Genomic DNA, 26,638 nt, shown 5'->3' with positions numbered 1-26,638 from the left:
GAAGAGCGGCCGATCCGGCGCATAGCCACGGCTGACCGAGGCTCAGATCGGGACGCAGGTCCCGCTGCCGGACTGGCGACGGTCCGGCATTTTTTTGCGCGCGACCCGAATCGGGCGAACTGTCTTTTAGGCTTTTGCAAGTCGTCAAAACCACCCAATGGGACAGACGACCGCGCTTGTCGGTCACGCACGCACCCGCAGACCTGCTGCCGCGAGGCTAGCCGCCAGTCGCTCGCTGACGGCACCCGAATTCCCGAGAAAGCCGCAGCGAACGTCCACCCACGGCGACGAACGCGGAGCGTCCTGCATGTCATCCCCAACACCCCTTTCGAACTCAAGTGCCGCGTCCCCGGCCGTCCGCGCCGTCGGTTCCGGCCTGGCCGCCGTGACGGCCGGCTTCGTGCTGCTCGGTGCCAGCCTGCAAGTGCAGGCCGCGCTGCCGAAGCCGTACATTTCCGGCTTCACGCCGACGTCCGGCCCGGTCGGCACGGTGGTCACCGTTTCCGGCGTCCGCTTCTCGGAGGTCAACAAGGCCTGGGTCGGCACCCGGCCTGCCACTTTCTCGGTGATCAACTCGACCACGATCCGGCTGACGGTTCCAACCGGTGCCGTCACCGCGACGATCAAGGTCGCCAACCCGCAGTTCTCATCCGGTTCCACGGCCAAGTTCACCGTCACCGCGACGCCGCCGCCACCGCCGCCGCCAACCCCGCCACCGGTCAGCGTGGCGCCGGTCGACGAGCATCTGGTGATCGACCAGTTCGGCTACCGGCCGAACGATCCGAAGGTCGCCGTCATCCGCAATCCGCAGACCGGCTACGACAGCAATCGCCGCTTCACCGCCGGCGCCAACTACCGCGTGGTGCGCAGCACCGACAACGTCGCGGTGTTCAGTGGCACGCCGACGGTCTGGAACAACGGCGCGATCGATCCGCTGGCGGGCGACTCCGGCTGGTGGTTCGATTTCTCCAGCGTCACCACCGCCGGCAGCTACTACATCCTCGATGCCGACCGTCAGGTCCGGTCGCCGACGTTCCGCATTGCCCAGACCGTGTACCGGGACGCGCTGAAGGCCTCGCTGCGGATGTACTACTACCAGCGCAGCGGGCTGGCCAAGGTCACGCCATATGCCGAAGCCTGCTGGACCGATGGCGCCGCCTTTCTCGGCACCAATCAGGACAGTCAGGCCCGCGACGTCACCGACCAGGCCAACAGCGCCAAGGTCCGCGACCTGCGCGGCGGCTGGTTCGATGCCGGCGACACCAACAAGTACGTGACCTACGCCGTGTCGCCGGTGCATCAGCTGCTTGCGGCGTACGAGGAGAATCCGGCGGTGTTCACCGACGACTTCAGCATCCCGGAATCCGGCAACGGCGTGCCCGACGTCGTCGATGAAGTGAAGTGGGAAGTGGACTGGCTCAAGCGGATGCAGAACCCGGACGGCAGCGCGCTGCTGAAGGTCGGGCAGATCACCATTCACGCGGCGACGCCGCCGAGTTCCGACCTGCAGCCGCGCTACTACGTGCCGGCCTGCACCTCGTCGACGATCGCCGTCGCCGGCATGTTCGCCCATGCCTCGCTGGTCTACGCCCGCTTTCCGGCACTGGCCACCGAAGCGGCGGATCTCAAGGCCCGCGCGATTGCCGCCTACGACCGCTATGTCGCCACGCCAACCAAGCAGACCGCGTGCGACAGCCAGACCGTGCTGTTCGGCGACGCCGACCTGCCGGTGGCCGATCAGGACAACCTGCAGACGGTGGCGGCGGTCTATCTCTACGCGCTGACCAGCGACGCGAAGTATCACGACCGCGTGAAGTCGAGCTATCGCGCGATGCGGCCGTACAACGACATCGGCTGGTCGCGCTACCTGCCGGAACAGGGCGGCGCGCTGCTGCACTACACGACCTTGCCGAATGCCGACGCCACGCTGAAGTCGACCATCCGCAACGACAAGCTGAACGATGCCCGCAACGGCTATCAGGTCTACGGCGTCAATCCGAACGACGACCTGTACCGCGCCTTCCTGCACAGCCCGCAGTACCACTGGGGCAGCAACATGGTGCGCGGCAACTACGGCAATGCGAACCGCGAAGTGGCGGCGTACGGCATCGCCGTCACCGATGTCGCGCCGTACAACGCCCGGGCGCTGGACACGCTGCACTACTTCCACGGCGTCAATCCGTTCCAGATGGTCTACCTCAGCAACGTCAACCGTCTGGGCCCCACGCACTCGCTGAACACGGTCTATCACGAGTGGTTCCACGACGGCGATCCGAAGTGGGATGACGTGCGCAGCTCCAGCTGCGGTCCGGCACCGGGCTACATTCCGGCCGGCCCGAACGCCGGTGCCGGCTACGACGTGCCGAGCTACCTGACGCCGCCAACCGGCCAGCCGGCGCAGAAGTCGTTCCTCGAATGGAACAACGTCAACGAACGCTCGTACGTCATCACCGAACCCGGCATCTACTACCAGTCGGCCTACGTGAAACTGGTGTCGAGCTTCGCGCAATAAGCCGCGCCACCAACGGTCGCGCACCGGCCGCCGTCATCCCCGATCGGATGGCGGCGGCTTCCTGCTGTCGGTCGATGCACGCACGACCTTCGATGCGAGCGATCACGACCCCTGTTCGCCACTGCACGCACGCTGCGGCGGGCTTCCGCTAGGCTCGCGTCGTTCTCCACCACGACGGCCGGAACGACGATGATCGCGATTGCCGAAGCCGCCCGCGCCGGCCTGCTGCGTCGGGAGCAGTGGCTGCCGAACCTGCTCGCCGGGCTCGTGGTCGGCATCGTCTCGCTGCCGCTGTCGATGGCGTTCGCGATCGCCTCGGGCGTCAAGCCCGAGCAGGGCCTGTACACCGCGGTGATCGCCGGTCTGGTCGTCGCGCTGTTCGGCGGCACTCGCGTGCAGATTGCCGGCCCGACCGGTGCCTTCGTCGTAATCCTCGCCGGCGTCACCGCGCGCCATGGCGTCGACGGCCTGCTGCTGGCGACCCTGATGGCCGGCGCGATCCTCGTCGCATTCGGCGCGGCCCGGCTCGGCGTCGTCATGCGCTACATCCCGAGCCCGGTGATCCTCGGCTTCACCGCCGGCATCGGCATCGTCATCTTCGTCGGTCAGTGGCCGCAGTATTTCGGGCTGCCGAACGTCACCGGCGAGCATTTCCACGAACGCTTCGTCGCGCTGCTGCGCGAGCTGCCGCAGGCCGATCTGCCGACCACGTTGATGGCCACCGGCAGCCTCGTGCTGCTGTTCGCCGGCCCGAGGATTCCGGGCCTGAAGCGCATTCCGGGCCCGCTGTTCGCGATGGCGGCTGCGACCATCGTGCAGGCGATCTTCCAGTTCGAATCGATCACCACCGTCGGCGAAGCCTATGGTGCGATTCCGAGCGGCCTGCCGGCCTTCGCGCCACCGGCGATCACGGTGCCGCGGCTGCTCGAACTGCTGCCGGCGGCGTTCTCGATCGCGCTGCTCGGCGCGCTGGAATCGCTGCTGTCCGCCGTCGTGGCCGACAACATGACCGGCACCCGGCACAACGCCAATCAGGAGCTGATCGGGCAAGGCCTGGCGAACCTGCTGACGCCGCTGTTCGGCGGTTTTGCCGCGACTGGCGCGATCGCCCGCACCGCCACCAACATCCGCAATGGCGGCACCAGCCCGATCGCCGGCGTCACCAGCGCCATGGTGCTGCTGGCGATCCTCGTGTTCCTCGCGCCGCTCGCCGCCACCATCCCGCTGTGCGCACTGGCCGCGATCCTGTTCGGCGTGGCCTGGAACATGAGCGAGCTGCACCGCGTGCGGCAGATGATCGCCACGGCGCCACGGGCCGACGTCGCCGTGCTGCTGATCACCTTCGCGCTGACGATCTTCGCCGACCTCGTCATCGCGGTGAACATCGGCGTGATCCTCGCGATGCTGAACTTCCTGCGCCGCATGTCGTCATCGGTCACGGTCAGCCGCCTCGATGCGGCGAAACGCGACGCGGCGCTCATCGCCGCCGGCGTCGAACCCGCCGGCAGCGCGATCGAGATCTGCACGATCGAGGGCCCGCTGTTCTTCGGCGCGGTCGATGCGCTGGAACGGGCGACGCGCGATCTCGGCGACGCCCGTGCCATCGTCATCCGCCTGCACCAGGTGCCGTTCATGGACATCACCGGCATCGACGCGCTGGCCGGCACGATCATGCTGCTCGAACGCCGTGGCCAGCGCGTGCTGCTGTGCGAAGCCAACCGCCGCGTGCTCGGCAAGCTGGTGCGTGCCGGCCTTGTGCGGCGCGGCGCGCCGCATGGCTACTTCCGGGACGTCGACCAGGCGCTGGCCGCCAGCATCAGCGCAGCGATCTGACGCTCAGCGCGGACGCTCGCGCCACCACAGCGCCGACGCCAGCAGCAGGAACAGCAGCGCGAACGGCCAGCGCGGCAGCGGCACGTCGCGCAGGGCCACATCATCCGCCGTCCGGCCGACCAGCCGCCGGGTCGCGGCGCGGTCGCGCGCCGCGCGCAGGCCCGGCGCATCGTCGGCCGCCCGCACGTAGAACGGACGAGACTCGGCACCGCTTTGAATGCGATGCCAGCCGGATTCGCCGGGCCAGAACGCCGCGCAGCGATCGACGCGCGGCAGCAGCGTGATCAAGGCACCGCTCGGCGCCAGCACCGCCGCGCGGTCGCCCAGCCCGCACAGCACGCTGCGCTCATCGATCCATCCGGTCGCCGGCAGCGCAGCCTCGGCTTCCGGCGCGCGTGGCCGCGTGATGGTCGCCAGTGCGGTCTGCCACAGACTGCCGTAACGCGCGGGCTCGCCGAGCAGCACGAGGCGATAGCTGTCGAGCAGCGTCCAGACGCCGATCCGCCCGCGCCCCTCGCTGCGCCACTGCGCCAGCGGCGCGCCGCGATCGTCCTCGAGCAGTCGCTCCCAGCCCGTGGCCGTGATCGTGACCGGAGCGGCCGTAAACGTTTCGCGCGCGCGCAGGCCGGTGCGACGGTCGAGGGTCACGGTACTCGGCGTGTCGAGGTTTTCGGTCACGAGCCCCAGTGCCTGCCAGTCGGCCGCGACGCCGGGCTCCAGCGGTCCCGCCACCCGCAGCAGCAGGCCCAGACCGTCGCGTACCGCAGCCAGCAGTGCCGACTTCTCGGCCGGCAGCAGCGCCAGCCAGGCGCGTTCATCGACGATCACCAGATCGCTTTCGGCCAGCGCGGAGGCGGTCAGCGCGGCATCGCCGTCGCGCAGGCTCAGGCCGTCGCTGACGCCAGCGGACACTGCAACGGCGATGCCGGCGTCGCTCGCCCAGCGTCGCCAGTACTTGAGTTCCGGATCCGGCGCGCCGGCGCGGACGATCGCGCGCAGGCCTTCGCCGGGCTCGATCAGCAACGGGATCGATGCGGCCTCGACCAGCCCCTGCGCGGCATCGAACGCGCGCAGTTCGTAGCGCGCTTCGCCGGTGGCTCGTGCGAGCGCCGACAGCCGGAACGCGCCGTCCACGCCGAGCGTCACCTGATCGACGACCGCGCCGGACGGGTCGCGCAGCTCGACCCGCACCGCCGGCAGCAGCGCACGGCCATCGAGCCGCCACTGCGTGCCGAGCAAGGCGCGCGCCGGCGCGTTCAGCGCCACCAGCCCGCGCTCGGCGCCGGGCATGAAGCGCAGCGGCAGCATTGCCGCCACCGGCTGGTCACGCGGCGGCAGGCCGTTGCCGCGCACGTCGACCGTGCGGGCCTCGGGATGACGGCGCAGCGCCGTCGCCAGATCGGGCGCCGTCTCGATCGTCTTCGGCGCCATTGCACCCGGCAACGCCACGGCCGTCGCAAACCACGGCAGCGCCTTCAGATCGGCCGCGGTCGCACCGGGCGTCAGCACCGTCACCGTATCGGCCGGCCGCGACACGCGCGGCGGAAACAGCGCGAGGGCCAGCGCTGCCACCAGCGCGACCGACAGGCCGGCGCGCAGCACGCCATGCCTGCGGGCGACTTCCCGCCGCCACGCGCGAGCGGCGCCCGCGACCGCAGCCAGTGCCAGCACGGCGAGGCTCAGATGCATCGGCGTCAGTTCGCTCGTCATCGCGGCACGCTTCCGATCGCGTCGAGCCAGGCGCTGCCGGCCGCATCCGGCGTGCGTCGGGCCTTCAGCGCGGTTGGCGGCACCGGCAGCAGCGGCCACAGCCGCGCTTTCAGGTCGGCGCGGCAGCGGCCGCAGTCCGGCTCACGCTGCACTTGGTCGGCGGCGGCCAGCACGCCAAGTGCGTCCGGCGTCGCGTCGGGATGCGCCGCCAGCCAGGCATTCAAGGTCGACAGATCCGGCCGCGTGCCTGCATCGAGCGCGGCGACGATCGCCGGCACCGGCGAGCCATCGGCGGCGGCCGTCGGCAGCACGATGCGGCGGTCACTCAAGTCCTTGCGCTCGCCGGTCAGTCGCCGCGAGAGATCGGCCTGCGGCAGTTCCAGCCCGGCGCGCTGCAGGTAGATGCGCTCGGCCTGCTGCACCTGCTTGATGTAGTCGAGCGCCTTGTATTCGTACGGCAAGGCATCCACCGGCTTGGCCTGCCGCAGGTTCAGCTCGGCCTGCCACATCTCGTCCAGCGCCCGTTTCAGCAGGCGTCGCGTCTCTGGATCGAGCAGGGTCGCGGCCTCGTCGATGTCATGCGCGTGGCCGAACTCGTGCAGCACGTCCTCGGCCTGACCCAGCCCGTTGCGCGATGCTTCGGGGGCTTCCGCCTCGCCGGGAATCTGCTTCAGCGACTCGGCCGGGGCATCGGCGCCGGTCGCGGCAGCGGCTTCTGCCGGCGCGCGTTCCGCCGCGCTTTCGAAGCCTTCGCCAAGGAACTGGCCGTAGCGCAATCGCAGCACTTTCTGATCGACGCCCAGCGTGTCGGAAGTCTCCTCGAATGCCGAGGCGGCCAAGGTCGGCCGCGCCGCGATCAGCGCTTCGGTATCGATGATGATCTGGCGCTGGCTGCGGAAATACGCGGGCAGCACCTTCTGCACCGGGCCATCGAGACCGGCGGTGTCGGTCGCGCGGCGCTGCGGCCAGCGCAGGATGTAGCTCGCCGTGCTCGCGACATTCGGCTCCGGCGCGTGATTGTCGGAAACACTGAGCCGCACGATCAGGTCATCGCCCTGCGCATAGCCGAGGGCCGCGACATCGATCGTCGTGCGATAGCGGCGCTCGCGCCGCGCGCTGCCACCGTCGAGCACGCGCGTCTGCTCGGTGACCTTGACCTGCTCGCCCGAGCCCTGCGCCAGCGTGATCGTCAGCACCGCGGCGCCGAGCGCGTAATCGTCGCGCGCTTCGATATCGAGCGGCCATTCCTTCGGCGCGGCATCGAGCAGCGTCAGCGTCTTCTCCGGCAGGCGCACGGTGATTTCCGGGGCCTGGTCCGGCACGGCATCGAGCCGATACGCCCGCACGCCGGCCGCCGGCTCAACGTCATTGAACGCGATGCGATACAAGGCCGACTGCTGCAGGGTGTCGGTCGCCGTCCAGCGCTCGCCCTGCTTCGTCAGCGGCAGCACGCGGCCATCGGACAGGCGCAGCGCGGCGGTCCGCGGCTCGCCGCTGAAGCGCAGCGACCAGGCCAGCGCACTGCCGAGAGGGGCCTTGATGTCGGCCGAGGATTCGGTCGTCGCCGACAGCCCGGTATAGGCCGGCGGCGTCACGCGGACCCGGGCATCGGCCAGTTCGATCGCGCCGGCGCTGGCTGCCGGGCCGGACGCGATGGACGCTGCGTCGCCACGGTCAAACAACCCGCGCTGCGCCGCCAGCACCAGCAGCACCAGCAGCACCAGCAGCAGCGACACAGCGGCCGACCGCGCGATGGCGGCCCGAGGCAGCGGCGCACGAAAGTCCGGAAGTCCCTGTGCCGCGAACGTCGCCGCAAGCCGCCGTTCGAGCCGGGCCTGCTGCAGCGCCTGCAGCGGCGTCGGTGCATCCGGTGGCGACACGATCAGAGCCGCGCTGTCGTCGAACTCCCGAAAACTTGCGTCGAGCCTGCGCGCGAGCCAACGCGCATCGAGCCTGCGCGCGTCGCGCCAGCCCAGCGCCAGTGCGGTGACCAGCACGAGGACGCCGAGCAGCGATGTCATCGGCAGGGCGATGCCAAGCGCCGTCAGCGCCGCCAGCGCGATGCCGGGCGGTGCTGCGACCGCCAGCGCGCGCAGCACGGCATGACGCCGTGCCTGCGTGCGCAGGGTCGGCAGAACGGACGACAGCGGCACGTTCATGCGAGCACCCGACGACGGCGCGTGGCCCGCAGGCGCTCGGCCAGCAGCAGGACCGCAGCGGCCAGCGCCAGCCCTGCATCGAGCGGTGTGGCAGGTGCCGGTGCCGGCTGATCGCGCCGCACCGGCGCCACGGCCGCGGCAGGCGCGCGATCCGGCGCGGTCGGCATCGGCAGCAGCAGCCGCGCCAGAGCTTTCGGAAACATCGGATCACGCAGGGCGGGAGTCTTGTCCGGGCGCAACGGCGTGACCAGCGACACGGCGCGGCCCGTCCCGATCAGCCGTTCGCGCAGTACCGGCTCGCCGGACTGTTCGTCGAGCCAGACCGGATCGCCACCGAGTTCGCTCGGCGACACGAACGCCGTGCCGCCACCGGCGAGCCAGGCATCAAGCGTTGGCGATATGCCCGGCACGAGCCAGATCAGCACAGCCGCTTCCGCGGGAACTGCGGCGTCGGCGTCGGCGACATCGAGCGACAGGCGACCGGACAGGCTGGCATCCGCGGTCTGCCAGGCTTGCGCGAGCGCTCGCACGACCTTCAGCGCGTCAGTCGCGTCCGCGCCATGACGCACGGCGATCGTCAATGCGGTGCGTGTCGGCGAGTCGCCCGCGGGGGCGGAGGCAGCGCCCGCAACGATCTTCCAGTCGACCTCGCGATCAAGCCGCAGGCGTTCGGCATCCAGCCCTGACAGTTCCGCCGGCACGACCACCGTCAACGCGATCTTCGGCGGCAGCTCGGCATCGAGCTGCCGCAGCAGACCGATGCCGGCATCGGACGACGGCTCGACCGGCTCGTCCGTCGCCAGCGCCGGAAACCCCGCAGCGAGCCAGCGCCAGTCCGCCGTCGGCGCATCGACCGCCGCACGGGCCGCAGCGGCGGAGACGCTCGGCAGCACGGCGATGACTTTTGCGTCATCGGCGCCCAGCTCCCGCCAGACCGGCTGCGCCAGCAGCAGCGCAAGCACCGCAAGCAGCAGCAGGCGCAGCATCAGCAACAGCCGATCATGCAGATGCAGGCGCTGGCGCGGGCGGGTGCGGTCGGCCACCCAGCGCAGGGCCGCGAACGGCGTGCGCTGGCGCTCGGAGCGGCGGATCAGGTGGATCAGCAGCGGAATCGCGAGCGCCGCGAGCGCAGTCAGGGCGACAGGCGCCAGCAGGTCGATCATCGCCGGCGCGGCCCGAACAGCGTGCGCAACACCTGCGCCGGTGATTGATCCAGAAAATGCTCGACATGACGGATGCCGCTGGCGGCATAGCGCCGCGCGAGTGTCTGGCGCGCGGCAGCGAAGCGCGCGAGGAAATCGCTGCGCACGCCGCTGGCATCGACCAGCCGCTCGACGCCGGCCTCGACGTCCTCGAACAGATGGCCGCCGTCGAACGGGAAGTCACGCTCGTCCGCCGTGATCAGCTGGATCGAAATCACGTCGCGCTGCGTGCGCGCGAGACGCTCGGCCACCTCGACCACGTCGTCGTCGAAGCCATCGCTGAGCAGCACCACCAGCGATGCCGCCGGAATGCGCTCCCACAGCAGCCGCAGGCCGTCGCGCGCAGGCACCCGGCCCTGTGCGCGCAGCGCCTGCAGGCCGAGCTGGAAGCGATCGCGATGGCGCAAGGTATTGCCGGCGGGCACGCCGGTGACGCCGTCGCCGCCGATCGCGGTGAAGCCGAACCGATCGCCCTGCTGCAGGGCGATGTCGCCGATGCACGCGGCGATCGTCCGCGCCGCATCGAGCTTGCCGTAGGCCGGACGCGCGCGATCGGCCTGTGCCATCGAGGCGCTTGCATCGATCAGCACGCAGGCGTTCAGCGGGCTGTCACGCGTGGCATCGCGCACGAAGTAGCGATCGGACCGGGCGAACAGTTTCCAGTCGATGCTGCGCGGCTCGTCGCCCGGCTCGTAGGCGCGGTACTGCGCGAACTCCAGCCCGGCACCGCGGCTGTTGCTCGCGTGCTGGCCGATGCCCTGCCCGGTCGGCGTCAGCCGCGTGGCCAGGCGCAGGCCTTTCAGCCGCGCGCGCAGTTCAGGCGCCAGCAGCATCGATCAGGCCTCTCGCGTCACGCGGACAAGCGCCGGCATCACGACGGGAACGGCACCGCTTTCAGCAGCACGGCGACCACGTCGTCGCTCGAGCGGGCCTCGGCCTCAGCGGCAAAGCTCAGCAGCAGACGATGCCGCAGCACCGGCGCGGCGAGCGCGGCCACATCGTCGCGCGTCGCGGCGAAGCGGCCGTGCAGCAGCGCACGGGCCTTGGCCGCAAGCACCAGCGCCTGACCGGCGCGCGGGCCGGCGCCCCAGCGAATCCATTCGCGCACCTCGGCCACCGGCGTGTCCTGAGGGCGCGTGGCGCGCACGAGGCGCGTGATCCAGGTCAGCACATCGGCACCCAGGTGCACCTCGCGCGTCAGCTTCTGCAGCGCGATGACATCGTCGCCGCCGATCACGGCGTCGACCTTCGCGCTCGGTGCGCCGGTGGTCTGGCTCAGGATCATCTGCTCCTCGGCCTCGGTCGGGTAATCGACGCGAACGTGCAGCAGGAAGCGGTCGAGCTGCGCTTCCGGCAGTGGATAGGTGCCGGCCTGCTCCAGCGGGTTCTGCGTGGCCAGCACGAAGAACGGCTCGGGCAGCGCCCAGGTCGTGCCGGCGTACGACACGGTGTGTTCCTGCATCGCTTCGAGCAGCGCGGCCTGCGTCTTCGGCGGCGTGCGGTTCAGCTCGTCCGCGAGCAGCAGATTGGTGAACACCGGGCCTTTCTGGAACTTGAAGTGACGCTTGCCGGTGCCGTGATCCTCCTCGAGGATTTCGGTGCCGAGGATGTCGCTCGGCATCAGGTCCGGCGTGAACTGGATGCGTCGGAACTCGAGCTTCAGCGCAGCGCCCAGCGAGCGCACCAGCAGGGTCTTGCCGAGACCCGGCACGCCCTCGAGCAGACAGTGTCCGCCGGCAAGCAGGCCGATCAGCAGCTGCTCGACCACGGTGTCCTGCCCGACGATGCTGCGGGCGATCGCGGTGCGAACCTCGGCAAGCTTGGCGAGTTGTGCCGTGATGGCGGCTTCGTTCAGGGGCGGTGGAGTGGCGTCGTGCATGCGGTTCCGCTCGAAAGGTCGATTCAGGATCAAACGTTGATGGCTGCGTGACTCAAGGGCGCGACGACGAGGCGGCGACGCGATGCCACGCAGGCTGTGGCCGGTCTGGCGCGGCGTGGTTCGGACCCTCGTCGCGTCTGCAGCCGTGCTCAGGCGCTCAGCGCGTACATGACGATGTTCACGGCGAACTTCGTGACGTCTTCGGCATTGAAGCGCTTGTTGCGCCAGTCGAAATCCCACTCGCAGCCATAGTCCTTGTTGCTGTACAGCAGGCCCAGACGACCGTTGACGGTGATGCCCTTCAGATAGTCGTGCACCAGGTCGTCGCCCCAGCCGTTCAGCTCGATGCTGGTCGGCGGCGGGCCGTCGAAGGTGAAGAAGCTCGAATAGATCGGATGCGTCTTCGGCAGCTTCTGCAGCGCGTCCTTGCCGAAAATCGACGCGATCTCGCGCTCGAAGCTCTTCGAGAACAGGCCGTCGACATCGTGATTGCAGTCGTCGACGAAGACGAAGCCGCCGTTCTTCACATAGCGCTCGAAGTTGCGCCGCTCGTCCGGGTTGAACTCCACCAGCTTGTGGCCGGACAGATAGACGAACGGCGCGGTCAGCATCCGCGGATCGGCGAGCGGAATGATCCGCTCCTCCGGGTCCACGCGCAGCGTCGTGTACTGCAGCAGCGTGTCGACGATGTTCGACGGCATCCGCTGATCGACATCCCAGTCACCCGAGTCGTACTGCAGCCGGGTGAACCAGAAGTCGTGGACGCCGCCCGTCGAACCTGCTGAACTGGCTGCGGGCGTGGCGGGCGGCGTTGGCGGCATCGTGTGCGGGGCTCGGCTTCAGACCGCGTCGGACAACGAGGTGAACGTGAAGTCCCGGATCTTCAGCGGCGGGATCATCATCGTCAGCGAACTCTCGTCGGAGCCGATGCGGATCGGCCTGCCGATCTCCTCGACGTTGTTGAGCATGATCACCGGCGACTCGTTGAAGCGGAAGTTCTTGATCGGATACTTGATCTCGCCGTCCTCGATGTAGAACGTGCCGTCGCGGGTCAGGCCGGTCAGCAGCACGGTCTGCGGATCGACCATGCGGATGTACCACGTGCGAGTCACGAGGATGCCCTTCTTCGTGGTCTTGACCAGATCCATCGTCGACTTGTCGCCGCCGACCATGATCAGGTTCGCCGGCTCGCCGATCGCCTTCTTGCCCTTGAGCTTGGCCCAGTAGCGTGAGTACTGCAGATACTCGACCTTGCCCTTGGTGATGATCGGCACGCGCTCGCGCGCCAGACCTTCGCCATCCCACGGCAGCACGGCAGCCCCCGGCTCGGCGGGGTCCGAGTATAGGGTCACGCGCTCGTCGAACACCTGTTCGCCGAGCCGATTGCCACCACCCTTCTTGGTCAGGAAGCTGCGGCCTTCGTCGGACTCGCGGGCATCGAAGCCGCGCAGCATGAAGCCGAGCAGGCCGGCCGTCGCCGCCGGTTCCAGGATGACCGTGTACTTGCCCGGCTCCAGCGCTTTCGCGTCGGCCGACTTCGTGGCCTTCATGATCGCGGTCTGGATCGTGCTCTTGGCATCGAACTGCGAGATGTCGGCGACGTTGCTCGCCACCCAGCCCGAACCGCGGCCGTCCTCGGTGCGCACGGTGCAGGTGAAATCGGCCGTGGTGCTGCGCTGGTAGCCGAAGTTGCCGTTCGAGTTCGCCGTGGCCGAGAAGCGGTTGCCGTCGGTGAAGAAGCCGGCGGCCACGCACTTCGCCGCCTTCGACGGCGCGATGCAGTCGTTGGCGATCTGCGCGCGCTGCTCGGCGGTCATGTTCGCGGTCTTTTCGACGAACGTGTCGGTGGCCTTGTAGGCCTGCTTGCCGATCGCCGGCACGAACTCCGGATTGTCCGGCGCCAGCTTGGCCAGTTCCTCGGCGCGCCGCACGACGCGCAGCAGCGAGTCGTCGTCGAACTGGTTGATCGTCGCCGTGCCCACCTTCTTGCCGAACGCGACCTGCACGGCCAGTTCGGTGTTGCTGATGATGCCGCTGGTCGATACGCTGTTCAGTGCGTAGCGGATGTTGCCTTCGACCGAGCCTTCGAGCGACGCCGTGCACTCGTTCGCCTTCGACAGCTTCACCACCTTGGTCAGGATGGCCTTTGCTTCTTCTTCGTTGAAGATCGTCATGACTGGATTCCCTTAACCGAGGCTGCGCGCGGTGTTGATGACATTGATGCCGTTGAAGCGCGCGGTGCTGGAACCGTGCGAGACCGCGGAGATCTGCGGCGGCTGACCCTTGCCATCGAAGAACGAGCCGCCGAAGCGGTAGTCGCTTTCGTCGCAGATCGCCGAGCAGGCATTCCAGAACTCCGGCGTGCGGATCTGGTACGCCACGTCCTCGATCTGCTCGGTGATCTTGCCGTCCTTGATCTCGTAGAACAGCTGCCCGCCGAACTGCGCGTTGTAGCGCTGCTGATCGATCGAGAACGAACCGTTGCCGACGATGTAGATGCCGTTCTCGACACCCTTGACCATGTCGGCCGGGCTCAGCTTGGTCTTGCCCGGCGCCAGCGAGACATTGGCCATGCGCTGGAACTGCACGTTGGCCCAGGAATCGGCATAGCAGCAGCCCTGCGATTCCTTCTCGCCGATGATGTGCACCTGGTCGCGGATCGCCTGGTAGTTGACGAACACGCCGTCCTTGACCAGATCCCAGCGCTTGGTCTTGACGCCCTCGTCGTCGTAGCCGACCGCGCCGAGCGTGCCCGGCTGGGTCTTGTCGGCGAACAGCGTCACGATGTCCGAGCCGTACTTGAAGCTCTTCGACTTCCACTTGTCGATCGTCGCGAAGCTGGTGCCGGCGAAGTTCGCCTCGTAGCCGAGCGCGCGGTCGAGTTCCAGCGGATGGCCAACCGATTCGTGGATCGTCAGCCACAGGTGCGACGGATCGAGCACGAGGTCGTACTTGCCCGGCTTGACCGAGCGCGCCTTGAGCTTCGCCCGCGCCTGCTTGGCGGCGGCGATCGCGTCTTCCTTCATGTTGTACGAGCTGGTGTACTGCACGGCACCGCCCGGCAGCGCCACGCGATGCTCCGGCTTGCCGTCGAGATACTCGAAGCCGAGGCCGGACGGCTCCGAGAAGCCATCGCGCTCGCGGAACTTGCCGCTCTTCTTGTCGATGGCCGTGACCGTGAACGGCGACCAGATGCGGTGCACGTCCTGATCGATGTAGGAACCGTCGGTCGAGGCGAAATACTTCTGCTCGTTGACCAGGAACAGGGTCGAACGGATGTAGTCGGCACCGGCCTTGAGGGCCGCGTCGTTCACGCCGAGCAGCAGGTCGACCTTGTCCTTGATCGGCACTTCCATCGAATTCTTCTTGATCGGCGTGGCCCAGCTGACTTCGCCGACGCCCTTGTTCGGCGCGAGCTGCACCGGGGTCGACTGGAACTTGGAATTGGCCTTGGCAATCGCCGCCGCCTGCTGCGCGGCCTTGGCCACGGCATCGTCGGACAGGCCGCTGCTGGCCGCGAAGCCCCAGGTGCCGTTGACGATCACGCGGACGCCGACGCCGGTCGACTCGGTGTTCACCACGTTCTCGACCTTGGTCTCGCGGGTGATCACGAACTGCCGCAGGTAGCGGCCGATGCGCACGTCGCAGTACGACGCGCCGGCCTTGGTCGCGGCATTCAGCGCGATGTCGGCCAGCTTCTTCTTGAAGGCCACGTCCAGCTTGGTGGTCAGCACCTCGGCTGCCACCGCATTGCCATACACCGGCAGCAACAGCGCGCCGACACCGGCGCCCGCCGCCTTGATGAAATCACGTCTATCCATTGTTCCCGCTCCGATTGGGTGGGCCTGATCCTGCCGAGACTCGACAGCTGATCGCGCCGCGTGCCGGCTGTTATCCGACACTGGCGCGCTCAGGTCAAAGGGGTTGGATCGAGGCCGCGCAAAAAGGGTTTGAAAAGGTTTTGATCGGCACGATGCATGCCGGGACGATCGGCCGACCCGTCGTCGCCGCTTCGAACCCGCGGCGCTTTACCTTGCTTTACCGATGCGGGATGGGGCCGGGTACGGGGCCACGCAAGCCGGTCTGCCGATGTCGGCGGGTCGGTCGCCGGACGACGGCTTGCGCCAGCCCAACCACGCGGTGACCGCTCCCAAGCCAATGGGCAGTGGCCCACCGGTCGGCTAGGCTGGCCGCGGGCGCGTCATCGGGCCCACCAACGACCGCCTGTGTCCATGCGAAACAGATGACGTCATGAATGCCTGCGCCAGACTGCTCGCCCTGCTGCTCGTTCCGCCAGCCGCCGCGCTGGCGGCCGATGCACGCTCGCGGTCTCGCGTGCTTGCCCCTGTCGCGCCGTCGCTCGCGGGTGCCACACCCGGCGCTTGCAGGCTCGACGCATTCGTGCGCGACACCGACCCGGCCGGGCTCAACGTCCGCAGCGAGCCGAGCACGCGCGGCAGGATCCTCGGCACCCTGCCGCCGGTGGTCGCCAGCACCGTGCTCGAGGGCTATCCCGTTCGAACCGAGCTCACGATCACCGGCCATGCCAATGGCTGGTTCCGGATCGAGGACGCGCGTGACAACCCGGAACTGACCGGCCTGCCGGCGCGGCCGGTGTTTGCCGGCAGCGGCTGGGTCAGTGGCCGCCAGCTCACCGTGAAGTCTCAGGCCGGGCACGGCTATCTGCAGCCGGACGCGACCTCGCAGGCAGTGCTGCGCCTCGGCGACGACGGCAGCTTCGACGGCGATGCGATGGTCGCGGCCGGCGCATTGATCGCGTGCCGCGACGAGTGGGCGTTGGTCGAGTTCGCCGACGCTGCCCTGCCGGCCGACTTCCGGCCGCTGGTCGTCACCGCACCCGAGGCGAGGGCCGGCCTGCCGGCTGGGCGCTTCAGAGCCTGGCTGAACCGGCTGTGCGGCATTCAGGAAACCCGTTGCGACGGCGACTAGTTCGCCCGGGGCGCGGGCTGCTCGCGCATCGCGCTTCAGATCGTCGGCCCGATCGAGAGCACGCGGCAGTTGAGCGGCGCTATCGAATCAAGGCGCTGACGTCGACCCGAAAGCCCTCGCCGCCGTCATCGCAAACCCGATGCGACACGAGCTTGCCGTCCTTGACCACTTCCAGCCCGTCCTCGAACGTCGGCTCGCCGTCTTCACCCTTTGCCACCCGGCTGAAGACACGGTATTCGTAGCCGCCGCGGGCAAAGCTGACGACGCTGTTGGCGCCGCCGTTGGTCGGCTTTTCCGATGCCGAAAATAGTGCCGCATCGCCAGTCTCGGCCTCCGGGAAGGCGAGTTCGATCTTCGCCGGCGTGCCGTAGCGATAGCGCCAAGCCTTGCCGGCATTGGCCGCTTGGCACAGCGACACCTGCTTCTTGCCGAGATGGCAGGAGAAGGCCACCGTTTCACCGATCTCGCAAAGTGCATTCGCCTGCAACGGCGCGCGCGCGCCATCGGCGCAGCCTGCCGGCAGCCAGCACGCGAGGATTCCACTCAGCAGCCAATGTCTGTTCATTTGATGTTCAACGCCTTCTTGATCTGAGTGAGACGGGCCTGGCGGTCGGCGAGGCCATTGAGGCCACCATTGACCGCCATCGTCACTTTGTTGATGTCATCGGTATCTGCCAGTGCGTTGATGCTGTTGGCATCCCAGAAATAGAACGCCGATTCCACGCCATACTTCAATTCGGTGATCAGCAGTTCCGGGGCGGCGACGAAATCACGTTGATCAGCGGGTACCTTGGCGTTGTGCGCCGTGGTGAATGCCTTGTAGTTGTTCTTGAACGTCAGCTGGATCATGCCGCGACCGCGAAACTTGTAGCCGTCCCCTGAGGCCTCGTCGCCGTTGCCACCGCGAGAGGCGTAAACATAGCCGAGCAGGTTCTTGGCGTTCTTGGCGTAGGTGGCTTCCTCGGTCCACAGCTTGTCCCGCAGCCGATCCTTGACGCATTCATCCTTGGCCTTGTCGTAGTTCTTCGGACCACCCTTGCAGCCGAAAATCTCGCGCATGCGCTTGGCGCTGTAGTTGCCGTTTTCTTCGATGATGCGGAAGCCGCTTTCGTGGCCGATCTGCGCGAGGAAATGCGCCACACGCAACTTCGTGTTGACGCTGTAGGCCTCGGCGTAGTCGTTCATGATGTTCACGATCGACGCGTAGTAGTCATCGGTCGGCTTGGCCTCCGCGGCCTGCAGCACGGCAATCGTGATCAGCCGCGTCGCCGCAGCCGCAGCAGCAGTCGCAGTCGGCACCAGGACCGCCGAGGTCGGAACGGCAGCCGGTGATGACGGACCCGGTTTCGACAGGGGCTGACGCAGGCACATCCCGCCATCGAGTCCCAGCGGTGATGCCAGGGACAGGATCGACCGGAGCGGCGTCACCCGACACGCCTGCAGGCCCGTCGACATCGGTGTCGACAGCGCAACGAGGCGGGGCGACAGCCCCCCGCCAGCGCCCAAGCCCGAGATGCCGATCCGCTCGCTCAGACCCAGCGGCCCGCTTTTGCAGAAATTTGCCATGACGTTCGCCTCCCGTCGTCCGACGCGGCCACCGTCCACCCGGAATCGGTTCGGTAGCGCATCCAAACGCCCGCAATAGGGTCAAGCGTAGCCGACAGCGAGTACGGAATGCACCATCCGGAAACCAGCCTCCCCATGGTGCAAGCGTGACGATTCCGGACTGTGATCCGTATCCGGATTGGCCCGCGAAATGTGCGCTTTGACGCTGGCGACACGCGATGCAATTGCTACGGTCGCATTGAATTTCGGCTGCGCGTGACAGGAGTCGCCATGAACCACGAGAAGTGTGAACAGTTGGGTAAAGTCGTCCTGCAGCATTTCAAGCAGGAAGACGTGCGTCGCTACAGTGTCGGGGGATTCGATGGCGATTGGGAGACCTTGATCGACCAGGTCGACGCATGGTGGGACGCCCATCAGGAATGGGCGAAGCAGGACACGCTCGCCGACGCTTACAAGGAGCAGCGCCTGATCGTCAAAGGCACGTCCGAGATGAACACGCCGATACAGGCGCAGACCCGGCCGATGGCGCCGAAACTGCGCCATGCAAAGGACGAAGACTGGGGCGCCTCGAACACCTTCGGAACGCCCATCGTGAAGACCAATGCCTCGATTCAGGCCCGGATGAATCCGAAGGTATTCGTGCCGGACGATGGCGCGCCCAGCCGCAAGACCGAACTCGGTTATCACGACCTCAGCGCCTTGCTGCTGAACCCCTTGGTCGACATCAGCAAACAGCAATACAAGACACCCGAGGACGGCCAGCTCTATGTCTTCATGCCGCTGTCTCCCGCGCTTGATCAGGCCGTCTTTCAGAACATCAACACACTGGCCAAGGCCTCGGCGCGATCGCACGAAGGCTTCTACACCCGGGTGAGACAGATTCGCAGCGAAATGACCCGGATCAAGCTCGCTGCCGAGCACGACATGGCGGTGGCATTCATCAAGGTCGGGGTGTCTGAACGCACGAACCTGCCGAAGTTCAAGTACTCGTTGATCAGCACGACCGACATCAGTGTCAACGACGAGCTTGCCAACGTGGAGGGCGTGCCGAAGGACACCTTCGAGTGCAAGCTGACGGTGCCGCGCTTCGAAGATGCACTGAAGCCTCTCAATCTGTCGCGCAGCGACCGCGAAGATCTGAGAAGCCGATTGCAACAGGCACAACTGTTCAATCAGCCGCTGCTGCCGCAAGCGTTCCGCGACCGAGTCGAAGCTGCCGTGAAACCGAAGGAAGCGAAATCGAAGTGGACCAGGGTCGAGCCATTGCCGGAAGGCGTGGTTCGCGGGAAGGAAAGAATCCTCGAGGCCATTTCTCCGAAAACCAAGCAGACCTGGCCAACGACGCCCGGCATCCTTCAGGCGCGTCAGACCGCCGCGATCAACTACCAGTCACTCGTGCTCGGCAAGATCATGCGATATGGCGAAGTCACCGTGGCCTACCGCAAGCACCCGGGCACTGGCGACCACCAGTTCCCCAAGTTCGCGAAGTTCAATCAAAAACGATCCCTTTGGGAGGTCGGCAGCGTCAACATCGACAATGTCTGGAGTGCCCTGAAGCCGGAGCAGACCTTTCCGGATCGCCCGGCCTGACCGGCGGCAGTCGCGTCGAGCCCAGCGCTAGCACGCCTTGCCCACGGCCGCAGCGTCCGGTCGACGGTGGGTGCCGGGTAAACTGTCGGTCTGTTCGTTGCAGCGACGTTGCGGCTGCCGCGCAGCCTCGCCGCTGCCGGCGGTTCGTGCGCCGACCGCCGGCCCGACCGCCCGAACCCCCATCCAGCCCCAGAGCACGCCCCCAAGCCCATGAACGGTATCTCCCTCACCCGCTACCTGATCGAAGAGCAGCGCGCCAAGGCGCAGATCGGCGCCGACCTGCGCCTGCTGATCGAAGTGGTGGCCCGCGCCTGCAAGACCATCGCCATCGCCGTCGGCAAGGGCGACCTCGGCGGCGTGCTCGGGGATGCCGGCACCGGCAACATCCAGGGCGAAGCGCAGAAGAAGCTCGACGTGCTGTCGAACGAGATTCTGCTCGAAGCCAACGAATGGGGCGGCCACCTGGCCGGTCTGGCGTCGGAGGAAATGGACCATCCGCACGCGATTCCGAACGAGTTTCCGAAGGGCGGCTACCTGCTGCTGTTCGATCCGCTCGACGGCAGCAGCAACATCGATGTCAACGTCTCCGTCGGCACCATCTTCTCGGTGCTGCGCTGCCCGGAAGGCATGACCGGCGCCGAGGACGACGCCTTCCTGCAGCCGGGCACTACCCAGGTGGCGGCCGGCTACTGCGTCTACGGCCCGTCGGCGATCCTCGTGCTGACGCTCGGCAACGGCACGCATGCGTTCACGCTCGACCGCGAGCTCGGCAGCTTCCGCATGACCGCGCGCGACATCCAGATTCCGGCCGACACCAAGGAGTTCGCGATCAACGCCTCGAACGCGCGCTTCTGGGAAGCGCCGGTCAAGCGCTATGTCGACGAGATGCTCGAAGGCAAGGACGGTCCGCTGGGCAAGGACTACAACATGCGCTGGGTGGCGTCGATGGTCGCCGACGTGCATCGCATCGTCACTCGCGGCGGCGTCTTCATGTATCCGCTGGATTCCAAGACCAAGGACAAGGGCGGCAAGCTGCGCCTGCTGTACGAGGCGAACCCGATGGCGATGATCGTCGAGCAGGCCGGCGGCGCGGCCACCACCGGCCGCGAGCGCATCCTCGATCTCAAGCCGCAGAAGCTGCACCAGCGCGTGCCGGTGATCCTCGGCTCGAAGAACGAGGTGGCGCGCGTCACCGGCTATCACCTCGAAGGCTGAGGCGGCGGCGGGCGCTGCGGGCGGGCGGATCACCCGGCGTCCGCCTGATTCACGCGGGTCACCAGGCTTGGCAAGTGCGGCGCGTCCGCCCGATCATCGGCGGACACGCCACGCCCGGAACTCGCCATGCCCGCGAACAAGACCCAGCCGACTGCCGCAAGCGTCGACGACTACCTGGCCGCCATCGCCGATGACGGGCGACGAGCCGACTGCCGGGCGCTGTCGGCGCTGATCACGAAAGCCACCGGCCTGCCGGCGGAGATGTGGGGCACGGCGATCGTCGGCTTCGGGCGCTATCGCTACCGGTACGACAGCGGCCGCGAAGGCGATGCCTGCCTCGTCGGCTTCGCCTCGCGCAAGGCCGACATCACGGTCTATCTGTCCAAGGAAGCGCTGGCGCAGCCCGAGCGTCTGGCGCGGCTTGGCCGGCACAAGACCGGCAGCGGCTGCCTGTACGTGAAGCGGCTGGCCGATGTCGATCTCGCCGTGCTGACCGATCTGGTCACCGCGGCCGTCGCGGAGCAGCGTGCGCGTCACGGCTGAGCCGGCGGGCGCGGGGCATGGGCCGCGGGGTAACGCCGGGGGCGCGACAAGCGGCATCGGGCTGCTAAGCTCCAACAAAAATAGCGCTGCCGCCCTCGTTCACTGGCGAGTCGCGCACTCCGACGGGCCCAAGGCCATCACACAGGGAATCCGCATGATCCGCACCTCCATCGCGACGGCGCTGACCGTCGCGTCCGTGACCCTGCTGGCAGCCTGCGGCAGCGGCCAGAAATCATCGGCCGCACCGGTCGCGGATCCGTTTCCGTCGACCTACACCGTGCCGACCTCCGGCCCGGTGCTGATTCGCGGCGCCACCGTGCTGACCGGGCTCGACACCCGTCTCGACGATACCGACGTGCTGCTGGCCGACGGCAGGATCAAGGCCGTCGGCAAGGCGCTGGCGGCCGGCGATGCCACCGTGATCGAGGCCAAGGGCCGGACCCTGACGCCCGGCATCATCGACGTGCATTCGCATCTCGGCGTCTATCCGTCGCCCGGGGTCTGGGCCACCAGCGACGGCAACGAAGCCACCGCGCCGACCACGCCGGACGTCTGGGCCGAGCATTCGATCTGGCCGCAGGACCCGGGCTTCCAGACCGCGCGCGCCGGCGGCATCACCTCGATGGAGATCCTGCCGGGTTCGGCCAACCTGATCGGCGGCCGCGGTGTGGTGGTCAAGAACGTGCCGGCCACGACCTATCAGGCGATGCTGTTTCCGGGCGCCAAGCGCTCGGTGAAGATGGCCTGCGGCGAGAATCCGAAGCGGGTCTACGGCCGCGATGGTGGCCGCGCGCCGTCCACCGGCATGGGCAATGTCGCGGGCTATCGGGCGGCGTTCATCAAGGCCACGGCGTACCGCGCGAAGTGGGATGCCTGGAACAAGGAGCCGAACGGCACGCCGCCGGACCGCGATCTGGCACTGGACACGCTGGCCGATGTGCTGCGCGGCAACATCACCGTGCAGGTCCATTGCTACCGCGCCGACCAGATGGTGACGATGCTCGATGTCGCCAAGGAGTTCGGCTTCAGGATCGCCGCGTTCCATCACGCGGTGGAGGCCTACAAGATCGCCAACGAGCTGGCCGAGGCCCAGACCTGCGGCGCGCTGTGGGCCGACTGGTGGGGCTTCAAGCTCGAAGCCTGGGATGCGATCCGCGAGAACATCGCATTCGTCGATCATGCGAAGGCCAAGGCCGGGCCGGGCTGCGCGATCGTCCATTCCGACGATCCCAACGGTATTCAGCGGCTCAATCAGGAAGCGGCGAAGGCGATGGCCGCAGGCCGTCGCGCAGGCCTGACGATCCCCGAGGAACACGCGATCGCCTGGCTGACCCGCAACCCGGCGAAGGCCATCGGCGTGCTCGATCAGGTCGGCACGATCGAGGTCGGCAAGCAGGCCGACGTCGTGCTGTGGAGCGGCAATCCGTTCTCGGTCTACACCCGCGCCGATCTGGTCTGGATCGACGGCGCGCTGCGTCTTGATCGCGCCCATCCGCCGGCGACACCGGACAGCGATTTCCTGCTCGGGGCCGATGTCGACGACGTGGCCGCCACCGCCGGAGACGCACCATGACACGGACTGAACCGATGAAAAGCCGTACGCGGCAGCTGACGCTGAACCTGATCGCCGCCGCCCTGCTGGCCGGCGCCGGCGCCGCCAGCGCGGCGGTCACGGCGATCCGCAACGCCCAGGTGATGACGGTGGCCGGCGCCGGCACCATCGAGCGCGGCACGGTGCTGATCCGCAACGGCCGGATCGAGGCGGTCGGCGCCGATGTCGCGATTCCGGAGGGTGCTGCGATCATCGACGGCAGCGGCAAGGTGCTGACGCCGGGCATCTTCGTTGCCCGCAGCGAACTCGGCCTGAAGGAGATCGACGCGGTCGACGAGACCAACGACGTCGCTTCCCGCCAGTCCCGCTACACCGCGGCGCTGGATGTGACCGATGCCCTGAATCCGCGCTCGGCCCTGCTGCCGGTCAATCGCATCGAAGGCGTGACCCGGACCCTCACCGCGCCGGAAACCGGCAAGGGCGGCGGGCTGTTCGCCGGGCAGGGCGCCATCATCTCGCTGGCCGGCGCGCTGGCCGAACCGGGTGCCTTCGTCGTGCGGCCGCGCGCGGCGATGTTCGCCGTGCTCGGCGAGCAGGCCAAGGGCATCGCCGGCACCAGCCGCACGTCGAGCATCGCCGCGTTCCGCGAGGCGCTGGAGGAAGCGAAGAGCAACGGCCTGCGGCTCGGCAGCGGGCTGTCGAATGACGCGCAGCTCAGCGCGCTCGACATCGAGGCGCTGCGGCCGGTGCTGACCGGCGAGACGCCGTTGGTGATCACGGCGCATCGGGCGTCGGACATCCTCGCGGCGCTCAAGCTGGCCGATGATTACCGCCTGCGGCTGATCATCAGCGGCGCCACCGAGGCCCATCTCGTCGCAAAGGAACTGGCCGCCGCGCGCGTGCCGGTGCTGATCGACCCGACGCGCAATCTGCCGGCTCAGTTCGAGGGCCTGCATGCCCGTCCGGATTCGGCCTTGATCCTGCGCAAGGCAGGGGTCGTCTTCGCCTTTGTCGACAGCGACGACAAGGGCACGCACAACGCCCGCAACCTGCGCCAGGTCGCCGGCATCGCCGTGTCGTGCGGCTATCCGAAGGATCAGGCGCTGGCTGCAATCACCTTGCAACCGGCTGAAATCCTTGGGCTTTCAACCGTGCTGGGCTCGATCGAAGCCGGCAAGATCGCCGACCTCGTGCTGTGGGACGGCGACCCGTTGGAAGTGACGACGGCGGCGACGGCGGTCTGGATCGATGGCGTCCCGATGCCGATGATCAGCCGCCAGACCCTGCTGCGCGATCGCTATCTGCAGCGAATCAAGGCTGCGGATGTAAAGTAAATGTGAAATTCTTGCTGCGCGATGCCGCCGGATTCGGCGATGCTTCGCGCGTTCCCGCCCCCTATCTGGAGATGCTGCCGATGCGCCCGACTGCCCGCCTTGCCTTGATGGCCCTGCTGCTGCCGATGTCCGCGCTGACCGCGCTGGCCGTCGAAACCAACGCGCCGCCGCCGGAGGACTTCTGCGAACTGGTACCGGACGGCGAATACCTGAACCCGAACAGTTGCCACAGCTTCATCGTCTGCAAGAAAAAGAAGATCGACGACATCAAGAAGTGCCCGGACGGTCAGGTCATCGACATCTTCAAGCCGACCTTCCCGAAGGCCTGCGTCCCGGCGGAAACCACGGAAGTGCTTCCGGACTGCACGCGCAAGCCGCTGACGAAAAAGAAGTAAGCCGCGCTGAAGAGACGCGGCAAGGCAAAACCCGCCGCCGGATCGGTTCCGGCGGCGGGTTTTGTCGTTGAAACGGCTGTGCTCAGCGACGGTAGGCGCTGGCGAACTTCCAGATCAGGCCGGTGGCGTCGACGTCCATCGTGGTGATATCGACACTGGCGGTCAGGCCGCCCGGCCAGGCATGACCGCCGCCGGTGATCGTGTACAACTGGTTCTCGGCGCCGCCGACACAGCCGGTATAGCGCGTCTGCTGCACCGTGGTCACATCGAGCACGCGATCCGGCAGCGTGTTGGCGAGGGTGCCGGCGCAGCCCTGCTGCGCGCTCCAGTACGCCATCGTCGCGCTGGCCGACTTCAGGTTGGCGACACCGGCATACGGCACGACGCCATCGGCCGTGCCGAGGAAGTAGATCTTCGCGCGCTTCTTGACCGGTGCGCAGGCATTGGCCACGCCATTGCGCAGGCTTGCCGCGGCCATGCCGAACGCCGCGATCTTGTCCGACAGCTCGCAGGCGAGGCGATCGGCCATGAAGCCGCCGTTCGAGTAGCCGGCCGCGTAGACGCGGGTGGCGTCGGCGCCCTGCGTTGCCAGCGTGTCGATCAGCGCCGAGACGAAGCGCACGTCGTCGTTGCCGCTGGTGCTCGGATCATCCTTCCAGACGCCGCCGACCGCCGCCGGAAACACCGCCCAGAAGCCCTGCGTCGCCGCGTAATCGGCCGCCTCGGTCAGCGCCGCCATCAGTTCCGGCGACACGCTGTTGGCATGGAGGAACAGCATCACCGGCGCATTGGCGGTGACGTTGGTCGGCTTGATCACGAGATAGCGGCGGCTGACGCCGGCGACCGTCAGATTGGCGCTGGCCACGGTCGTCTGCGGATTGATCGGCACCGGGATGCCGTTGACCACCGAATAGGTGCGGCGCAGCGTGCCGCTGAGTGTCTGGAAGCCGCTCACCGGATCGATGACGCCAGTGACGATCGGTGCAGGCGCCGGTGCGGCCACGGCCGGCAGCACGAGGCTGGTGACCAGCGTTGCGGCGCTGAGCGAGCGACGGAGTGAGCGACGGAGCGGGGCGACGAGGCGGGTCCGGATCTGATTCGAATAGTATGTTTTCACGACTTTCATCCGATGGTGCTTTGGTGTGAGCACAGCATCGGCAGGTTGATCCCATCCTGCAAGCGGTTTTGACGAACGGTTGCGCTATATCGATAACTGATTGAAATTTATGGATTTGCGCCAAAAAAGCGTCACTGGGCGCGCAAATGCCCGTGTGACCGTCAGCGCAGCACCATCAGACCAACGCCGAGCATCGCCAAGGTGACACCCGCCACCTGCCGCCGGCCGACCTTCTCGCCGAGAAACAGCACCGCCAGCAGCACGATGAACACGGCAGCGGTCTCGTTCAGCACGGCGGCGACGGAAGCGCTGGTGTACTTGTAGCCGGCCAGCCACAGCATCATCGACAGATAGGTGCCAGCGAACGAGCCGGCGACGATCTGTGGCCAGTGCCGCACGCGCCGGTACTGCGTCAGCAGGTCGCCGGCATTGCGCTTCCACGCCACGGTGACGATCAGCCCGGCGACACCGCCGACCACGCGCAGCCAGACCACCCACAGGAAATCGTGCAGCGCCAGCATCGGCTTGGCCATGACGATGCCGACCGCCATCAGGAATACTGACAGCACGCCGGCCGCCGCACCGCGGCGCAGACGCCGGGCATCGAGCGTGCTGATACCGGCATCGCGCACCCAGGTCACCAGCACGATGCCGCCGAGCACGCAGGCAGCACCGGCCCATTGCAGGCCGTGCAGGCGCTCGTGCAGGAAGATCGCCGACAGCACGATGACGAACGGCGAGAACAGCGTCTGCGCCACCGCCATGCGACTGGCACCGATGGTGTTCAGCGCGCCGAGATACAGCGTGTCGCCCAGACAGATGCCGAGGAAGCCGGACAGCAGGATCAGCGCCAGCGACAGTGGCGGCATCGATGGCACGGTCGGCGACAGCACCAGCAGGGTCAGCCCGAGCAGCCCGGCCGCCAGCGAATTCTTGAACAGATTCAAGGCGAACGGCGCGATGCTCTCGCCCGACTTCTTGAACAGCACCACGGCGATCGCCCAGACCAGCGCACACGCCAGGGAGAAGAATTCGCCGATGCCGAAGTTCATCTGATCAGGGAAGGTGCGGCAGCGGCGTC

The 26,638-nt window shown here is 67.6% G+C and carries 21 protein-coding genes; 9 read left to right on the top strand and 12 right to left on the bottom strand.

The window, feature by feature from the left end; all coding sequences use genetic code 11:
- The first annotated feature begins 385 nt into the window (after positions 1-385).
- Together QZ951_RS02975 and QZ951_RS02970 are read left to right on the top strand one after the other, a co-directional pair.
- Positions 386-2,512, top strand: coding sequence for a glycoside hydrolase family 9 protein (locus tag QZ951_RS02975; RefSeq protein WP_292998397.1), 2,127 nt, complete (start codon positions 386-388; stop codon positions 2,510-2,512).
- Positions 2,513-2,701: 189 nt separating this feature from the next.
- Complete coding sequence (locus QZ951_RS02970) at positions 2,702-4,345, top strand: SulP family inorganic anion transporter (protein WP_292998395.1); 1,644 nt, start codon at positions 2,702-2,704, stop codon at positions 4,343-4,345.
- Between the two features lie 3 nt (positions 4,346-4,348).
- Here the strand turns inward: QZ951_RS02970 and QZ951_RS02965 are convergent, their stop codons facing one another.
- The 8 genes from QZ951_RS02965 to QZ951_RS02930 all read right to left on the bottom strand — a co-directional run bounded on the left by QZ951_RS02965 (position 4,349) and on the right by QZ951_RS02930 (position 15,116).
- Positions 4,349-6,055, bottom strand: coding sequence for a hypothetical protein (locus tag QZ951_RS02965; RefSeq protein WP_292998393.1), 1,707 nt, complete (start codon positions 6,053-6,055; stop codon positions 4,349-4,351).
- On the bottom strand, positions 6,052-8,214 hold the full coding sequence (locus QZ951_RS02960; RefSeq protein WP_292998391.1) for a DUF4175 family protein: 2,163 nt from the start codon (positions 8,212-8,214) through the stop codon (positions 6,052-6,054). The genes QZ951_RS02965 and QZ951_RS02960 overlap by 4 nt, the downstream gene beginning before the upstream one ends.
- A complete protein-coding gene (locus QZ951_RS02955) occupies positions 8,211-9,377 on the bottom strand; it encodes a BatA domain-containing protein (protein WP_292998389.1) in 1,167 nt (388 codons plus the stop codon). The genes QZ951_RS02960 and QZ951_RS02955 overlap by 4 nt, the downstream gene beginning before the upstream one ends.
- Entirely contained in the window at positions 9,374-10,249 is an 876-nt protein-coding gene (locus tag QZ951_RS02950) for a DUF58 domain-containing protein (RefSeq protein WP_292998387.1), read from the bottom strand. The genes QZ951_RS02955 and QZ951_RS02950 overlap by 4 nt, the downstream gene beginning before the upstream one ends.
- 38 nt (positions 10,250-10,287) lie before the next feature.
- The gene (locus QZ951_RS02945) at positions 10,288-11,295 is read right to left on the bottom strand and encodes a MoxR family ATPase (RefSeq protein ID WP_292998385.1); all 1,008 of its coding nucleotides are present in this window, start codon (positions 11,293-11,295) and stop codon (positions 10,288-10,290) included.
- Positions 11,296-11,444: 149 nt separating this feature from the next.
- Positions 11,445-12,116: a DUF4159 domain-containing protein gene (locus tag QZ951_RS02940; RefSeq protein ID WP_292998383.1), complete on the bottom strand. Its 672-nt coding sequence runs from the start codon at positions 12,114-12,116 to the stop codon at positions 11,445-11,447.
- A gap of 18 nt (positions 12,117-12,134) precedes the next feature.
- Positions 12,135-13,469, bottom strand: coding sequence for a TldD/PmbA family protein (locus tag QZ951_RS02935; RefSeq protein ID WP_292998381.1), 1,335 nt, complete (start codon positions 13,467-13,469; stop codon positions 12,135-12,137).
- Between the two features lie 12 nt (positions 13,470-13,481).
- Entirely contained in the window at positions 13,482-15,116 is a 1,635-nt protein-coding gene (locus QZ951_RS02930) for a TldD/PmbA family protein (RefSeq protein ID WP_292998379.1), read from the bottom strand.
- Positions 15,117-15,546: 430 nt separating this feature from the next.
- On the opposite strand from QZ951_RS02930, the gene QZ951_RS02925 reads away from it, so the two are divergent.
- Complete coding sequence (locus QZ951_RS02925; RefSeq protein ID WP_292998377.1) at positions 15,547-16,245, top strand: SH3 domain-containing protein; 699 nt, start codon at positions 15,547-15,549, stop codon at positions 16,243-16,245.
- 79 nt (positions 16,246-16,324) lie between these two features.
- Here the strand turns inward: QZ951_RS02925 and QZ951_RS02920 are convergent, their stop codons facing one another.
- Both QZ951_RS02920 and QZ951_RS02915 read right to left on the bottom strand, forming a co-directional pair.
- On the bottom strand, positions 16,325-16,810 hold the full coding sequence (locus QZ951_RS02920; protein WP_292998375.1) for a hypothetical protein: 486 nt from the start codon (positions 16,808-16,810) through the stop codon (positions 16,325-16,327).
- The gene (locus QZ951_RS02915) at positions 16,807-17,850 is read right to left on the bottom strand and encodes a hypothetical protein (protein WP_292998373.1); all 1,044 of its coding nucleotides are present in this window, start codon (positions 17,848-17,850) and stop codon (positions 16,807-16,809) included. The genes QZ951_RS02920 and QZ951_RS02915 overlap by 4 nt, the downstream gene beginning before the upstream one ends.
- Positions 17,851-18,081: 231 nt before the next feature.
- Here QZ951_RS02915 and QZ951_RS02910 point away from each other — a divergent pair, with 231 nt between their 5' ends.
- The 6 genes from QZ951_RS02910 (at position 18,082) to QZ951_RS02885 (ending at position 24,440) form a co-directional block, all read left to right on the top strand.
- Positions 18,082-19,401: a hypothetical protein gene (locus tag QZ951_RS02910; RefSeq protein WP_292998371.1), complete on the top strand. Its 1,320-nt coding sequence runs from the start codon at positions 18,082-18,084 to the stop codon at positions 19,399-19,401.
- 210 nt (positions 19,402-19,611) lie between these two features.
- Positions 19,612-20,616, top strand: a complete 1,005-nt coding sequence (locus QZ951_RS02905; RefSeq protein ID WP_292998369.1) for a class 1 fructose-bisphosphatase — start codon at positions 19,612-19,614, stop codon at positions 20,614-20,616.
- A gap of 126 nt (positions 20,617-20,742) precedes the next feature.
- A complete protein-coding gene (locus QZ951_RS02900) occupies positions 20,743-21,159 on the top strand; it encodes a DUF1801 domain-containing protein (RefSeq protein WP_292998367.1) in 417 nt (138 codons plus the stop codon).
- Positions 21,160-21,313: 154 nt separating this feature from the next.
- Entirely contained in the window at positions 21,314-22,732 is a 1,419-nt protein-coding gene (locus tag QZ951_RS02895; protein ID WP_292998365.1) for an amidohydrolase, read from the top strand.
- A 14-nt stretch (positions 22,733-22,746) separates the two neighbouring features.
- On the top strand, positions 22,747-24,045 hold the full coding sequence (locus QZ951_RS02890; protein ID WP_292998363.1) for an amidohydrolase family protein: 1,299 nt from the start codon (positions 22,747-22,749) through the stop codon (positions 24,043-24,045).
- An 80-nt stretch (positions 24,046-24,125) separates the two neighbouring features.
- Positions 24,126-24,440: a chitin-binding domain-containing protein gene (locus QZ951_RS02885; RefSeq protein WP_292998361.1), complete on the top strand. Its 315-nt coding sequence runs from the start codon at positions 24,126-24,128 to the stop codon at positions 24,438-24,440.
- An 82-nt stretch (positions 24,441-24,522) separates the two neighbouring features.
- On the opposite strand, the gene QZ951_RS02880 is transcribed toward QZ951_RS02885, so the two are convergent.
- Together QZ951_RS02880 and QZ951_RS02875 are read right to left on the bottom strand one after the other, a co-directional pair.
- On the bottom strand, positions 24,523-25,557 hold the full coding sequence (locus tag QZ951_RS02880) for a PHB depolymerase family esterase (protein WP_292998359.1): 1,035 nt from the start codon (positions 25,555-25,557) through the stop codon (positions 24,523-24,525).
- A gap of 161 nt (positions 25,558-25,718) precedes the next feature.
- Positions 25,719-26,609 (bottom strand): DMT family transporter, encoded by an 891-nt coding sequence (locus QZ951_RS02875; protein ID WP_292998357.1) that lies wholly within the window; start codon positions 26,607-26,609, stop codon positions 25,719-25,721.
- Positions 26,610-26,638 lie beyond the last annotated feature (29 nt).

The organism is Nevskia sp., assembly GCF_021732705.1.
GTDB lineage: Bacteria > Pseudomonadota > Gammaproteobacteria > Nevskiales > Nevskiaceae > Nevskia.
The sequence above is the reverse complement of the archived record's forward strand: the minus strand, read 5'-3'. Positions and strand labels throughout refer to the sequence as shown.